Genomic DNA, 14518 nt, shown 5'->3' on the forward strand with positions numbered 1-14518 from the left:
CATGAGTGACAAGCCCGGTTACCGGCGCCCGCAAGCGGGCACTCAACCTGATTACCTGCACCCGGCCTACCAGTCGACGAACCTGCGCTCGCCGTCCAAGCCCTTGGTGTTTCTGCCCCATTCCTTGTCGGAAATCACCGGCCCGACTATCGGCGCCGAGCGCATCAATGAGAAGGACAACGACCTCACCGCTCAGCATGACGGCGAGCCCCAAGGCGAACGCATCATCATTCACGGCCGTGTGCTGGACGAAAACGGACTGCCGGTGCCGGGGATTCTGGTGGAAATCTGGCAGGCCAACGCGGCCGGCCGCTACAACCACAAGCGCGACCTGCACGACGCACCGCTGGACCCGAATTTCACCGGCACCGGCCGCACCGTCACCGACGCCGATGGCTGGTACCAGTTCCAGACCATCAAGCCCGGCGCGTACCCGTGGGGCAACCATCACAACGCGTGGCGCCCGGCGCATATCCACTTTTCGCTGTTCGGCCCGAGCGTACTGACGCGGTTGGTCACACAGATGTACTTCCCCGGGGATCCGCTGCTGGAATACGACCCGATCTACAACTGCGTACCGGACACCTCGGCCAAGCAACGCCTGATCGCCAGCTTCGACCTGGAAAAAACCATTCCTTCCTATGCCCTCGGCTACCGCTGGGACATCGTCCTGCGCGGCCGCGACGCCACGCCGATGGAGAAATGAGATGACTCTCAACGCGACCACGTCCCACACCGTCGGGCCGTATTACCACATCGGCCTGACCTGGCTGAACCGCGAAGATTTGACCGTGCCGGCGACCCTCGGTGAACGTGTGGCGATCAGCGGTCAGGTAGTGGATGGCAACGGTGATGTTGTCAACGACGCCATGCTCGAAGTGTGGCAAGCCAATGCCGCGGGTAAATATGACCACCCGGAAGATGAACAGGCCAAGGCCATCGACCCGAACTTTGAAGGTTTTGGCCGGGTGCCGGTGGATGGGGAAGGGCGGTTTCGTTTCACCACCATCAAGCCGGGCGCGGTGCCTGGGCTGAAGGGCACGACCCAGGCGCCGCACCTGGTGGTGCTGGTGTTTGCCCGGGGGTTGGTGAAGCACTTGCTGACGCGGATTTATTTTGACGGTGAGCCGATGAATGGGGATGACCCGTTGTTGGCGTGCGTGCCTGCTGAGCGGCGCAGCACCTTGATTGCCCGGCAGGATGCAGACGGTGTTTATCAGTGGAATGTGATTTTGCAGGGTACAGATAAGGAAACGGTGTTCTTCGATTATTGAGTTGGCTCCCGGGCCTCATCGGGGGCAAGCCCCCTCCCACATTTGATAGGTGGCGCGGTCAAGAGGTGGGAGGGGGCTTGCCCCCGATGAGGACCGCTCAGGCACTGCATATCCAAAAGTCTGCTTGCGGAACAGGGTTGTTGCAAAGTATGTCTAGGCTATAACCGTTCCCACTGAGTGAAAAAACCATGACAACAACAACGAGTCACTACACCGGAGAAGAACGCAGCAAACGGATTTTTGCGATTGTCGGTGCATCTTCCGGCAACCTCGTCGAATGGTTCGACTTCTACGTCTATGCCTTCTGCGCCATTTACTTCGCCCCGGCGTTCTTCCCGTCGGACAACCCCACTGTCCAACTGGTCAACACCGCTGGCGTGTTCGCCGCCGGATTCCTGATGCGGCCCATTGGCGGCTGGCTGTTCGGTCGCGTGGCTGACAAGCACGGCCGTAAAAACTCGATGATGATCTCGGTGCTGATGATGTGCGCCGGTTCCCTGGTCATCGCCTTTTTGCCGACCTATAGCGACATTGGCGTCTGGGCGCCGATCCTGCTGCTGGTGGCGCGCCTGTTCCAGGGCTTGTCCGTGGGCGGCGAGTACGGCACCACCGCCACCTATATGAGTGAGGTGGCGCTCAAGGGCCAGCGTGGGTTCTTTGCCTCCTTCCAGTACGTGACGCTGATTGGCGGGCAATTGCTGGCCGTATTGGTGGTGGTGATCCTGCAACAAATCCTCACCGAGGAAGAGCTGCGCGCCTGGGGCTGGCGTATTCCGTTCGTGATCGGCGCCATTGCCGCGGTGATCTCGCTGCTGCTGCGTCGCTCATTGAAAGAAACCACCAGCAAGGAAATGCGCGAAGACAAAGACGCCGGCAGCATTGCCGCCTTGTTCCGTGACCATAAGGCCGCGTTCATCACCGTGCTGGGCTACACCGCCGGCGGCTCGCTGATTTTCTACACCTTCACCACTTACATGCAGAAGTACTTGGTGAACACCGTTGGCATGCACGCCAAGACGTCGAGCTACATCATGACCGGCGCGCTGTTCCTGTACATGTGCATGCAGCCGGTGTTCGGCATGTTGGCGGACAAGATTGGCCGTCGTAACTCGATGTTGTGGTTCGCCGGCCTTGGTACGTTGTTCACTGTGCCGATCCTGCTCACCTTGAAAACCGTCAGCAGCCCGTTCCTGGCCTTTGTGCTGATCACCCTGGCCCTGGCGATTGTCAGCTTCTACACCTCGATCAGTGGCCTGGTCAAAGCGGAGATGTTCCCGCCTCAGGTCCGCGCCTTGGGTGTGGGCCTGGCCTATGCGGTGGCCAACGCGATCTTTGGCGGATCGGCGGAATTCGTCGCGCTGAGCCTCAAATCCATCGGTATGGAAAACAGCTTCTATTGGTATGTCACGGCGATGATGGCGATCGCTTTCCTGTTCAGCTTGCGTTTGCCGAAACAGGCGGCGTATCTGCACCACGATCTCTAGGGATGAGTTATGACACTGCGCACGAGCAATCAACTGTTCGACGCTTACTTCACCGCTGACAGCATGGCCGAGGTGTTCTGCGACCAGGGGCGCCTGCAGGGCATGCTGGATTTCGAAGCGGCGCTGGCCCGGGCCGAGGCTCGGGTCGGGCTGATTCCGCAGGCCGCCGTGGCGCCGATTGCCCAGGCCTGTCTTGCGTCACTGTATGACGTGGATGCCCTCGGCGTGGCGATTGCCACGGCGGGCAATTCGGCGATTCCCTTGGTGAAAGCGCTGGGCAAGTTGATTGCCGCTGAAGACGCCGGCGCCGAACGCTATGTGCATCTGGGCGCGACCAGCCAGGATGTGATGGACACCGGCCTGGTGCTGCAACTACGGCGCGCCATGGCGTTGATCGAGACGGATTTGGTGCAGTTGGGCGGGATTCTTGCGGCTCAAGCGCAACGTTTTGCGAGCACGCCTCTGGCCGGTCGTACCTGGTTGCAGCACGCGACACCGGTCACGCTGGGCATGAAAATCGCCGGTTGGCTGGGGGCAGTGACGCGCAGTCGCCAGCGTCTGGCCGAGCTGAAGCCGCGCCTGCTGGTGCTGCAATTCGGCGGTGCATCCGGAACCCTGGCGGCACTGGGTGATCAGGCGATGCTGGTGGCCGAGGCATTGGCGGCCGAGTTGCAGTTGAGCCTGCCCGAACAACCCTGGCATACCCAGCGTGATCGACTGGTGGAGTTCGCCGCGGCACTCGGGCTGATCGCCGGTAGCCTCGGCAAGCTGGGACGTGATGTCAGCTTGCTGATGCAGACCGAAGCGGCGGAAGTGTTTGAACCGTCGGCGCCGGGCAAGGGCGGTTCGTCGACCATGCCCCACAAGCGTAACCCGGTGGGCGCTGCTGTGCTGATCAGCGCCGCCACGCGGGTGCCTGGTTTGGTGGCGACGCTGTTCAGTGCCATGCCTCAGGAGCATGAACGTAGCTTGGGCCTGTGGCATGCCGAATGGGAAACCTTGCCGGAGATCTGCCGGCTGGTGTCCGGCGCCTTGAAGCAGGCGCTGCTGGTGAGCGAAGGGCTGGAAGTCGACGCGCAGCGCATGGCGCACAACCTCGATCTGACCCAGGGCCTGGTGTTGGCCGAGGCGGTCAGCATCGTGCTTGCCCAGCGTCTGGGCCGCGAGACCGCGCACCATCTGCTGGAGCAATGCTGCAAGCGAGCCGTCGCCGACGGGCGTCATCTGCGCGCCGTATTGGCGGACGAAGCGCAGATCACCGCGCAATTGTCAGCAACCGAACTGGACCGATTACTCGATCCGGCCCACTACCTGGGCCAGGCACATACGTGGGTGACCCGCGCGGTGGCCGATCATTTTGCATTGACCGCGTAAGGAGAACGCTGTGGCTTTTGTACAACTCGCCGAGGGCGAACTGCATTACCAATTGGACGGGCCGGTCGACGCCCCAGTGCTGGTGTTGTCCAACTCCCTGGGCACCGACCTGCATATGTGGGACATCCAGATACCGTCCTTCACCGAGCATTTTCGCGTGTTGCGTTTCGACACCCGTGGCCACGGCAAGTCCCTGGTGACGCCGGGGCCGTACAGCATCGAGCAACTCGGCCAGGATGTGATCGCGCTGCTTGATGCCCTGGATATCCAAAGTGCGCATTTTTGCGGGCTGTCCATGGGTGGCCTGATCGGCCAGTGGCTGGGTATCCATGCCGGTGAGCGCTTGCAGCGCCTGGTGGTGTGCAACACCGCGGCCAAGATCGGCACACCGGATACCTGGAATCCACGTATCGAGATGGTCTTGCGCGATGGCGCGGCGGCGATGGTCGCCCTGCGCGATGGGTCGATTGCGCGCTGGTTCACCGCGGATTTTGCAGCGGCCAACCCGCACCAGGCCAAACAGATTACCGACATGCTCGCGGCCACTTCGCCCGAGGGGTATGCCGCGAATTGCGCAGCGGTGCGTGATGCCGATTTTCGTGAGCAATTGGCCTTGATCCAGGTGCCGACCCTGGTGATTGCTGGCACTGAAGATGCCGTCACCCCTCCGGCCGGTGGTCACTTTATCCAACATCAGGTGAAGGGGGCTGAGTACGCCGAGTTCTATGCTGCCCACCTGTCCAACGTCCAGGCGGGTGCTGCTTTCAGTGACCGTGTGCTGGAATTTCTGCTGGCCCGTTAAGGAGTCTTTTGTGGACGAGAAACAACGTTACGCTGACGGCCTGCAAGTGCGCCGTGAGGTGCTGGGCGATGCTCATGTCGATCGCAGCCTTAATGCCTTGACCGAGTTCAACAGCGAGTTCCAGGAAATGATCACCCGCCACGCCTGGGGTGACATCTGGACCCGTCCCGGCTTGCCGCGGCACACCCGCAGCCTGATCACCATCGCTATGTTGATCGGTATGAATCGCAGTGAAGAACTCAAACTGCACCTGCGCGCCGCCGCCAGCAACGGCGTGACGCGTGCTGAGATCAAGGAAGTGCTGATGCAGAGCGCGATCTACTGTGGGATTCCTGCGGCGAATGCGACGTTTCACTTGGCCGAGTCAGTGTGGGATGAGCTGGGGGTCGAGTCGCGCCAAGACTGAAGTGCGCTTAAAAATGTGGGAGGGGGCTTGCCTCCTCCTGCATTGGTTTCAGCGTGTCAGTGGGAATCGGCGTCCCACACCCAATTCCATACTCCAGGCAGATGCACCGGCTCATTCACATCTTTGACCGTCCGCGCCAGCGCTGCGCGTTCCAGGGTGGCGTGGTCGGTGTAGAACGGCTCGGCGGCAGTCTTCATACCGTTGATGCGGGCGCTGTCCATCAGGATCTGTAGATACTCCTGCATGTGCCGCGCGGTGTAGCGGTTGATATCGTGGAAGGTCACCACCACCGGGATCACACCGTCCACTGTCGGCAACGCTCCCTGGGCAATGCGTTCGCGCACCACCGACAGTTGCCGGTACAGATTGGCGCGGCGACGCGGGCTGCCATTGAAACCCCAGATCTTGCCATCATTGGCACTCAGGTCCGTCAGCAATACGTGCAGGCCGTGGCGTTGATAGGCGGCCAAAGTGCGCTTGTCGTAGTTCCAGAAAGGTGGGCGCACCAGGGTGGGCTGGGCGCCGGTGATCGCGGCAATATGGGCGGCGCCTTGGGTGAGGGTGCTTTCCAGCTCGACGTCATTCAGCCAGCGGTGGTTGGTGTGGAACGCGGTGGCCGTGTGGAATGCCAAGACGTGCCCAGCCGCGTATTCACGCTCCATGGTCTTGTGTCCTCGCGGGTTGCCACCGGAGCGCGACGCTTCGGTCTGCAGGAAGAACACCGCCTTGATGCCCGGCAGCACCGGGTTGTTTGCCAGGTCCGCGATCACTGAGCGGCTCGGGTTGTTGTAGCCCGAGGCGCTGGGGCCGTCATCGAAAGTCAGCAGAAATCGGATCGGCGCCTGGGCCTGCAAACGCTGTGCGGTCTGCGGCGTCAGGGGAATAGGTGCGCTGATGCAACCGCCAAGGCTCAAGGCCAGGGCTAGCAGGGCGGTCGCTAAGACGAAGGATTTCATGGTGTACGCAGGCCCGAATAAAGGCCGCTGCTGGGTCGGTCAGCAGCGGCAGGCGCGCACCATACAGCAAGTGAAGCGCCGGTTTACAGCAGACTGATTGGGTAACTGACGATCAACCGGTTTTCATCGAACTCATTGTTACTGTAGTCGCGACGCATCGTGGAATTGCGCCAGCGCACGTTGAGGTCACGGAATGTGCCGCTTTGCACGGTGTAACCTACTTCGCTCTCGCGCCCCCATTCCTTGCCGTCGGTGATAGTGCCGGTGTGTACGTTGTTGCCGCTGATGTAGCGGTTCATCAGGGTCAGGCCGGGAATGCCGAGGGCGGCGAAATTGTAATCGTGGCGCACTTGCCAGGATTTCTCCTGGGCGTTGTCGTAGCTGGAGTTGTAGCTGTCGTTGGCCAGGGTGCCGCCGCTGGTGCCGTTGACGCGCATCCAGGCGCTGTTGCCGGTGAGCTTTTGTAGGCCGACATAGAACGTGTTGCCGCCGTAGCGGGCGGAGAACAGGCCGGACCAGGTCTTGTTGTCCAGGCTGCCGGCGCGGGCGCTGCCGTCGTCCTTGCCATAGAAGAAACCGAGGTTGGCGCCCAGGGTCCAGTCACCCACGGGCTGGCTGTGGATCAGGTTGACGAACTGTTGGCGGTAGATGTCCTTGAGCTGGGCATTCCACAGGCCGATCTGGGTGTGTTTGTCGTTGAACGCGTACTCGCCGCCCTGGAAGTTGAAGCGATCGGAGGTGAAGGCGGTTTTACCGAACATCGACATGTCCGTCATGCTGCTGTCGTCACGCGGGCTGTTGGCGCGGAATTGGCCGCCATACAAGGTCAGGCCGTCGATTTCTTTTGACGTGACCTGCCCACCGCGCAGGGTTTGCGGCAGCGAGCGGCCATCGTCGGCACGCAGGATCGGCAGCACTGGCATCCATTCGCCGACCTTCAGTTCGGTCTTCGAGATGCGCGCTTTGAACGCGACGCCCAGGCGCCCGAAGTTATCCGCCGGGCGCCCATCGTGGTCCAGCGGCAGCAGTTGGGTGCCACCGGTACCGCGTCCGCCATCGAGTTTTTGCGAATACAAGCCCAGCACATCCAATCCAAAGCCCACCGTGCCTTGGGTGAAGCCGGATTTGGCGTCGAGGATGAAACTCTGCGTCCACTCCTGCGCGCCACCCTGGGCTTTGGTCGGGTTGGTGTAATTACGGTTGAAGAAGAAGTTGCGCAGGTTGAGGTTGGCGCTGGCGTCTTCGAGAAAGCCGTGTTCTTCGGCGACGACGGGCAAGGCAAGACTGGCGACAGCGGTGGCCAGCAGCAGCTGGCGCGGGTGGAGAGTGCTCATGGTGTCGGACCTGTTGTTATTGGGGTTATGCAGGTGCGGGCCATGGTGCTTGGCGGTATGGGCGTGATGAAAGTAGGGGAGAGCGGGTAGTGGGCGATGATCGAACGTAAGTTGACGGGCCACAAAAAGCAAAAAGCCCACCAAGAGGTGGGCTTCGTTCACACAGGCGTTATCAGAACAGCTTCAGTGCCGGTGCTTCTTCTTTCAGCGGCTCGTTCTTCGCGGTCTGCTCGCTCCAGCCACCACCGAGGGCCTTGTACAGGTTGACCTCGCTGGTCAGCTGCGCCAGGCGGTCGGTGATCAGCGATTGCTGGGCACTGAACAGTTGGCGCTGGGCATCGAGGAACGTCAGGTTGCTGTCGACACCAATGCGGTAGCGACGCTCGGCCAGGCGGTAGTAATCCTGGTTGGCCGCGACGAAGCCACGCTGGGCATCCAACTGCTGCTTGTAGGTCGCACGCGAGGCGAGGCCATCGGAGACTTCCTGGAAGCCGGTCTGGATAGCCTTCTCGTAGTTGGCCACGTTGATCTCTTTCTGGATCTTCGAGTAGTCCAGGCTTGCGCGCAGGCTACCGGCGTTGAAGATCGGGAGGTTGATCTGCGGGGCGAACGACCAAGTGCCTGAGCCGCCTTTGAACAGGCCGCCCAGGGTCGGGCTGGCGGTGCCGGCACTGGCCGTCAGGCTGATGCTGGGGAAGAACGCCGCACGGGCCGCACCGATATTGGCGTTGGCAGCCTTGAGGTTGTACTCCGCTTGCACGATGTCGGGACGACGTTGCAGCAGGTCCGACGGCAAGCCGGCCGGCACTTCGCTGAGCAGGTCATCCGACAGCGGCTTGCTGGCGAGATTCGCCGGCAGGCCGGTGCCCAGCAGCAGGGTCAGGCTGTTTTCGTCCTGGGCTACCTGGCGGGTATAGCGAGCCAGTTGCACACGGGCGTTTTCCACCGAGGTACGCGATTGGCTGAGGTCGAGGGCCGAGGCCACACCGACTTCGTTGCTGCGCGAGGTCAGCTTATAGCTCTGCTCGAACGCGCCCAAGGTGTCCTGGGTCAGCTTGAGCAGTTCCTTGTCGGCCTGCCAGGTCAGGTAGGCGTTGGCCACGCTGGCCACCAGGCTGATCTGGGTGCTGCGTCGTGCTTCTTCAGTGGCGAAGTACTTCTGCAGCGCTTCTTCGCTCAGGCTGCGTACGCGACCGAATAGGTCCAGCTCATACGAGCTGATCCCGAGGCCTGCCGAGTACTGGCTGGCGATAGCTGATTCGCCTGTGCTCGACAGTTTGGCCGGGGTACGCGAGCGGCTGCCGCTGCCCGTGGCCGAAACAGCCGGGAACAGGTCGGCGCGCTGGATCTGGTACTGCGCGGCATACGCGTCGATGTTCAGGGCCGCGACACGCAGGTCGCGGTTGTTCACCAGTGCGGTCTGGATCAACTGTTGCAGGGCCGGGTCATGGAAAAACTGCTTCCAGCCTTGCTCGGCAGCGGCCTGGCTCGGCGCCTGGGCCGACGAATACGCCGGCCCCTGCGGGAACTGGGCTGCTACCGGCGCCTCGGGGCGCTGGTAGTCAGGTATCAAGGAGCAGCCACTGAGCACGAATGCCGTGACGGCTAGGGAAAGTAGCGACTTGCTCATTGGCCAGCCTCTTTAGGAGTTTCAGTAGTCACCGGTTTCTTGCGTTCACCGGCGGAGGACACGGTTGCGTAGAACAGTGGCACCCAGAAGATCGCCAGGACAGTGGCCGTGATCATACCGCCGATTACGCCGGTACCGATCGCATGCTGGCTGCCTGAACCTGCGCCGGTGGAGATCGCCAGCGGCAGTACGCCGAGCATGAACGCCATAGACGTCATGATGATCGGACGCAGACGCATGCGGGACGCTTCGATGGCCGCCTCGACGATGCCTTTGCCTTGCTCGTGGAGTTCTTTGGCGAACTCCACGATCAGGATGGCGTTCTTCGCTGCCAGACCCACCGTTACCAGCAAGCCCACCTGGAAGAACACGTCGTTGGACAGGCCGCGCAAGCTCGTGGCGATCAGAGCACCTATCACACCCAGCGGCACCACCAGAATCACCGCGATCGGGATCGACCAGCTTTCGTACAGTGCCGCGAGGCACAAGAACACCACCAGCAGCGACAGGGCGTACAGCGCAGGCGCCTGGGAACCGGACAGACGTTCTTCGTACGACAGGCCGGTCCACGAGTAGCCGATACCGGCCGGCAGATCCTTGGCAATACGCTCGACTTCGGCCATTGCGTCACCGGTACTGTAACCCGGTGCCGGGGTACCGAGGATTTCCATCGCCGCTACACCGTTATAACGCGAGAGCTTCGGCGAACCGTAGATCCACTTGCCCGAGGAGATGGCCGACAGAGGCACCATCTTGCCGGAGGCGCTGCGTACGTACCATTTGTCCAGGTCTTCCGGCGACATGCGGCTGGCCGCGTCACCCTGCACGTACACCTTCTTCACACGACCACGGTCGATGAAGTCGTTGACGTAGCTGCCACCCAAGGCAATCGCCAGGGTCTGCTGGATCTCGGACAGGCTGATGCCTTGGGCGCTGGCTTTCTCGTCGTCGACGGTCAGCTCGTACTGCGGCTCATCGTTCACGCCGTTGGGGCGTACGCCTGCCAGGATCTTGCTTTGTGCCGCGGCACCCAGGAACTGGTTACGGGCAGCCATCAGTTTTTCGTGGCCGACGCCACCCTGGTCTTGCAGGAACACGTCAAAGCCGGTCGCGTTACCCAATTCCAGAACCGAAGGCGGAACGATGGCGAAAACCATGGCGTCCTTGAAGGCCCCGAAGAAGTAACCCTGGGCACGCTTGGCCACTTCGAACACCGACTGCGAAGCATCACGCTCGCCCCACGGCTTGAGCATCACGAACGCAAGGCCCGAGCTCTGGCCACGACCCGCGAAGTTGAAACCGTTCACGGTAAACACCGACTTCACGGCCTTGCCTTCGCCTGGCTCGCCTTCCTTGTCGTTCAGCAGGAAGGCACGCATGTCGTCGATGACTTTTTGCGTACGTTCAGCCGACGAACCTACCGGCGTCTGTACCTGGGCAAAGATCACACCCTGGTCTTCCTCAGGCAGGAACGCGCTTGGAATACGGGTGAACATCCAGATCATGCCGGCCAGGATCAGCGCATACACCAGGAACGCTGGAATCTTGTGCTTGATCATGCCGCCCACGCCGCGCTCGTACTTCTGAACGCCGCTGTCGAAGGTGCGGTTGAACCAGCCGAAGAAACCACGCTTGGGTTGGCCGTGTTTTTCCGGGTCGATTGGCTTGAGCATGGTGGCGCACAAGGCCGGGGTGAAGATCAGGGCAACCAGTACCGACAACGCCATCGCCGAAACAATGGTGATGGAGAACTGCCGGTAGATCACACCCGTGGAACCACCGAAGAACGCCATCGGCAACAGTACCGCCGACAGTACCAGGGCAATACCTACCAGGGCGCCCTGGATCTGGCCCATGGACTTGACCGTCGCCTCTTTCGGCGACAGGTGTTCCTCGGCCATTACCCGCTCGACGTTTTCCACCACGACGATGGCATCGTCCACCAGCAAGCCGATGGCCAGGATCATACCGAACATGGTCAGGGTGTTAATGGTGAAACCGGCTGCTGCGAGGATGCCGAAAGTGCCCAGCAATACCACCGGTACGGTCATGGTGGTGATGATGGTGGCGCGGAAGTTCTGCAGGAACAGGAACATCACCAGGAACACCAGCACGATCGCTTCGACCAGGGTGTCGACTACACCGGAGATCGATTCGGTCACCACTGGGGTGGTGTCATACGGTACCACCGCCTTCATGCCTGGCGGGAAGAACGGCTCGAGGGACGCCACGGTAGCGCGGATGGCTTTACCGGTGTCCAGGGCGTTGGCACCGGCCGCCAGCTTGATGGCCATACCGGAAGCGGGCTTGCCGTTGAACTGCGCACTGATGCTGTAGTTCTGACCACCCAGCTCGATACGCGCCACGTCGCCGAGGCGCACCTGCGAGCCGTCGGCGTTGACCTTCATCAGGATCTTGGCGAACTCTTCAGCGCTTTGCAGACGCGTCTTACCGATGATGGTGGCGTTCAACTGAGTGCCGGGCAGGGCAGGCAGGCCACCCAATTGGCCGGTGGCCACTTGGACGTTCTGGGCCGCGATGGCATTGCTGACGTCTACCGGGGTGAGCTGGTAGTTGTTCAGCTTGGCCGGGTCGAGCCAGATACGCATGGCGTACTGCGAACCGAACACCTGGAAGTCACCGACACCGGCGGTCCGCGAAATCGGGTCCTGGATGTTGGAAACGATGTAGTTGGACAGGTCGTCCTTGGTCATGCTGCCGTCTTCCGACACCAGACCAATCACCATCAGGAAGTTCTTCACCGACTTGGTCACGCGGATACCCTGCTGCTGCACTTCTTGCGGCAGCAGTGGGGTCGCCAGGTTCAGCTTGTTCTGCACCTGAACCTGGGCGATGTCCGGGTTGGTACCCTGGTTGAACGTCGCGGTGATGGTCATGCTGCCGTCGGAGTTACTGTCCGAGGCGACATAACGCAGGTTGTCGATACCGTTGAGCTGTTGCTCGATCACCTGTACCACGGTGTCCTGCACGGTTTGTGCGGACGCGCCTGGGTAGGTCACCTGGATGTCGATGGCGGTTGGCGCGATGGCCGGGTATTGGTTGATGGGCAACTTCAGGATAGACAGTGCCCCGACCAGCATGATCACCAGGGCAATTACCCAGGCAAAAATGGGACGGTCGATAAAAAATTTCGACATGAATTACTCCCCTTTACCAGCAGCGGCAGCAGGCGCTGCAGCCGTACCGGCGGGTTTAGCGTTGTCAGCGTCCTTGACCTTGACTTCGATGCCCGGCTTGATGAACTGCAGGCCTTCGGTAATCACGCGGTCACCGGCCTTGAGGCCATCTTCCACCAGCCAGTAGGCGCCGGCGGTGCGGTTCGCTACCAAGACGCGCTGCTCGACCTTGTTGTCCGGGGTCACCACCAGTGCCGTCGGGATACCCTTGAGGTCACGGGTCACGCCTTGTTGCGGCGCCAGGATGGCCTGGCTGTTCACGCCGGCTTGCAACTGGGCGTGTACGAACATGCCCGGCAGCAGGGTGTGGTCAGGGTTGGGGAACACGGCGCGCAGGGTCACGGAACCGGTGGTCTGGTCAACCGAGACTTCGGAGAACTCCAGCTTGCCGTCCTGGGCGTAGGGAGTGCCGTCTTCCAAGGTCAACTTGACCTTGGCCGCGTTATCGCCGGCTTTCTGCAGTTGGCCGCTTTCCAGGTCGCGGCGCAGTTTCAGCATTTCAGCCGAGGATTGCGTGACGTCGACGTAGATCGGGTCCAGTTGCTGGATCACGGCCATGGCATCGGCCTGGCCATTGCTGACCAGCGCGCCTTCGGTCACCGAAGAACGGCCGATACGCCCGGAGATCGGCGCGAACACTTTGGTGTAGCGCACGTTGATCTGGGCGGTTTGCACGTTGGCTTCGGCCGTCATGCGGTTGGCCACGGCGGTGTCGTATTCCTGGCGGCTGACGGCTTGCTCATCGACCAACTGCTTGTAGCGGTCGGTGATGGACTTGGTCTGGGTCAGGCTGGCTTGTGCGCTTTTCAGGGTGGCGTCATACACCGACGGGTCGATCTGGTAGAGCTGTTGCCCTTCCTTCACGTCGCCGCCTTCCTTGAACAGGCGCTTGAGAATGATGCCGTTCACCTGAGGCCGGACTTCCGCAATGCGGTAGGCCGTGGTGCGGCCCGGCAATTCGGTGGTCAGGGTAAAGGCTTGCGGTTGAATGGTGACCACGCCGACCTGAGGGGTTTGAGCGGGCGGAGCCGCTTCTTCCTTTTTACATCCGCTGAGCAGCGATGCCAGGGCGACGGCAGTAACCAGAGCGGTAACAGCTGGCTTAAGTTGCATGAAGATCCTCGGGTCAGGCGCGCAGGATGCGCACAAGCAGTGTGGAAGGGTAAAAAACAAGCTGTGAGTAGATAAGTAGCTTGCTACGCAATATACTTACGTTCATGGTTGTTTGTAAACTCTTGACAGGCTTCGCGGAATGTTGACAAAGCACCGCCGAAAGCCTCGATTCTAGTACGTTCGGCGCCCATGACGGTGTCGTCCCACAATTATTCAGATGATCGTTAACCGCTATTAATTCTGCGTTAACGATAGTCCCCGGTACCCTGATTGAGGTTTTACTGCCATGGTTCGTCGCACCAAAGAGGAAGCTCAGGAAACGCGCAGCCAGATTCTCGAGGCCGCCGAGCAAGCCTTTTATCAGCGCGGCGTTGCGCGGACCACGCTGGCGGATATCGCCACGTTGGCCGGTGTGACGCGCGGTGCCATCTATTGGCATTTCAGCAACAAGTCCGATTTGCTCCAGGCGCTGCTGGACACGCTGCACGAGCCCCTGGACGAATTGGCCAGGGCCAGTGAAAGCGAGGATGAAGTCGACCCGCTGGGCTGTATGCGCAAGCTGTTGATTCGTCTTTATCATCAAGTGGCCCTGGACCCGAAAACCCGGCGCATCAACGAAATCCTGTTTCATAAGTGCGAGTTCACCGATGAAATGTGTGACATGCGGCGCCAACGCCAGACCCATAGCCTTGAATGCAACCTGCGCATCGGCCTGACATTGCGCAACGCGGTCCATCGCGGGCAACTTCCGGAGAACCTGGACACCACCCGTGGTGCGGTGTGCATCCATGCCTACATCCACGGCTTGATTGGCCAGTGGCTACTGGTGCCCGACAGTTTCCAGCTACACCAGGACGCTGAGCGTTGGGTTGATGTTGGGCTGGACATGCTGCGCCTGAGCCCCAGCCTGCGCAATTGAGACAAAATGCGTAATTGCATCCAGTTGTG

At 61.0% G+C, this 14518-nt stretch carries 12 protein-coding genes; 7 read left to right on the forward strand and 5 right to left on the reverse strand.

Features of this window, described 5'->3' with window-relative positions; translation table 11 throughout:
- The first annotated feature begins 1 nt into the window (after position 1).
- From pcaH to pcaC, 6 genes are all read left to right on the forward strand, one after another.
- Positions 2-706, forward strand: coding sequence for a protocatechuate 3,4-dioxygenase subunit beta (gene pcaH / locus AC07V4_RS25175; protein WP_431749979.1), 705 nt, complete (start codon positions 2-4; stop codon positions 704-706).
- A 1-nt stretch (position 707) separates the two neighbouring features.
- A complete protein-coding gene (gene pcaG, locus AC07V4_RS25180; protein WP_492638541.1) occupies positions 708-1274 on the forward strand; it encodes a protocatechuate 3,4-dioxygenase subunit alpha in 567 nt (188 codons plus the stop codon).
- Between the two features lie 188 nt (positions 1275-1462).
- The gene (locus AC07V4_RS25185) at positions 1463-2758 is read left to right on the forward strand and encodes an MFS family transporter (RefSeq protein WP_431749977.1); all 1296 of its coding nucleotides are present in this window, start codon (positions 1463-1465) and stop codon (positions 2756-2758) included.
- Positions 2759-2767: 9 nt separating this feature from the next.
- Positions 2768-4132 carry a 3-carboxy-cis,cis-muconate cycloisomerase gene (locus AC07V4_RS25190; RefSeq protein WP_492638542.1) on the forward strand — a complete coding sequence of 455 codons (1365 nt, stop codon included), beginning with the start codon at positions 2768-2770 and terminating at the stop codon, positions 4130-4132.
- Between the two features lie 10 nt (positions 4133-4142).
- Positions 4143-4934, forward strand: coding sequence for a 3-oxoadipate enol-lactonase (gene pcaD, locus AC07V4_RS25195; protein ID WP_492638543.1), 792 nt, complete (start codon positions 4143-4145; stop codon positions 4932-4934).
- A 10-nt stretch (positions 4935-4944) separates the two neighbouring features.
- On the forward strand, positions 4945-5340 hold the full coding sequence (gene pcaC / locus AC07V4_RS25200; RefSeq protein WP_159954741.1) for a 4-carboxymuconolactone decarboxylase: 396 nt from the start codon (positions 4945-4947) through the stop codon (positions 5338-5340).
- A gap of 56 nt (positions 5341-5396) precedes the next feature.
- Here the strand turns inward: pcaC and AC07V4_RS25205 are convergent, their stop codons facing one another.
- The 5 genes from AC07V4_RS25205 to AC07V4_RS25225 all read right to left on the reverse strand — a co-directional run bounded on the left by AC07V4_RS25205 (position 5397) and on the right by AC07V4_RS25225 (position 13570).
- Positions 5397-6296, reverse strand: coding sequence for a polysaccharide deacetylase family protein (locus AC07V4_RS25205; RefSeq protein ID WP_492638544.1), 900 nt, complete (start codon positions 6294-6296; stop codon positions 5397-5399).
- A gap of 83 nt (positions 6297-6379) precedes the next feature.
- A complete protein-coding gene (locus tag AC07V4_RS25210) occupies positions 6380-7630 on the reverse strand; it encodes an OprD family porin (protein WP_492638545.1) in 1251 nt (416 codons plus the stop codon).
- A gap of 172 nt (positions 7631-7802) precedes the next feature.
- Positions 7803-9260 (reverse strand): AdeC/AdeK/OprM family multidrug efflux complex outer membrane factor, encoded by a 1458-nt coding sequence (adeC, locus tag AC07V4_RS25215; RefSeq protein ID WP_492638546.1) that lies wholly within the window; start codon positions 9258-9260, stop codon positions 7803-7805.
- Positions 9257-12418 (reverse strand): efflux RND transporter permease subunit, encoded by a 3162-nt coding sequence (locus tag AC07V4_RS25220; protein ID WP_492638547.1) that lies wholly within the window; start codon positions 12416-12418, stop codon positions 9257-9259. The genes adeC and AC07V4_RS25220 overlap by 4 nt, the downstream gene beginning before the upstream one ends.
- Before the next feature lie 3 nt (positions 12419-12421).
- The gene (locus AC07V4_RS25225; protein WP_492638548.1) at positions 12422-13570 is read right to left on the reverse strand and encodes an efflux RND transporter periplasmic adaptor subunit; all 1149 of its coding nucleotides are present in this window, start codon (positions 13568-13570) and stop codon (positions 12422-12424) included.
- 286 nt (positions 13571-13856) lie between these two features.
- Here AC07V4_RS25225 and AC07V4_RS25230 point away from each other — a divergent pair, with 286 nt between their 5' ends.
- On the forward strand, positions 13857-14489 hold the full coding sequence (locus AC07V4_RS25230; protein ID WP_492638549.1) for a TetR family transcriptional regulator: 633 nt from the start codon (positions 13857-13859) through the stop codon (positions 14487-14489).
- Positions 14490-14518 lie beyond the last annotated feature (29 nt).

This window comes from Pseudomonas sp. GW821-FHT03A09 (assembly GCF_059421065.1).

Excerpts from the sequence above, each read along its gene's own strand:
- AC07V4_RS25205 (WP_492638544.1), bottom strand. The coding sequence starts at position 6,296 with ATGAAATCCTTCGTCTTAGCGACCGCCCTGCTAGCCCTGGCCTTGAGC.
- AC07V4_RS25185 (WP_431749977.1), top strand. The coding sequence starts at position 1,463 with ATGACAACAACAACGAGTCACTACACCGGAGAAGAACGCAGCAAACGG.
- adeC (WP_492638546.1), bottom strand. The coding sequence starts at position 9,260 with ATGAGCAAGTCGCTACTTTCCCTAGCCGTCACGGCATTCGTGCTCAGT.
- AC07V4_RS25220 (WP_492638547.1), bottom strand. The coding sequence starts at position 12,418 with ATGTCGAAATTTTTTATCGACCGTCCCATTTTTGCCTGGGTAATTGCC.
- AC07V4_RS25225 (WP_492638548.1), bottom strand. The coding sequence starts at position 13,570 with ATGCAACTTAAGCCAGCTGTTACCGCTCTGGTTACTGCCGTCGCCCTG.
- AC07V4_RS25210 (WP_492638545.1), bottom strand. The coding sequence starts at position 7,630 with ATGAGCACTCTCCACCCGCGCCAGCTGCTGCTGGCCACCGCTGTCGCC.
- pcaH (WP_431749979.1), top strand. The coding sequence starts at position 2 with ATGAGTGACAAGCCCGGTTACCGGCGCCCGCAAGCGGGCACTCAACCT.
- pcaG (WP_492638541.1), top strand. The coding sequence starts at position 708 with ATGACTCTCAACGCGACCACGTCCCACACCGTCGGGCCGTATTACCAC.
- AC07V4_RS25230 (WP_492638549.1), top strand. The coding sequence starts at position 13,857 with ATGGTTCGTCGCACCAAAGAGGAAGCTCAGGAAACGCGCAGCCAGATT.
- AC07V4_RS25190 (WP_492638542.1), top strand. The coding sequence starts at position 2,768 with ATGACACTGCGCACGAGCAATCAACTGTTCGACGCTTACTTCACCGCT.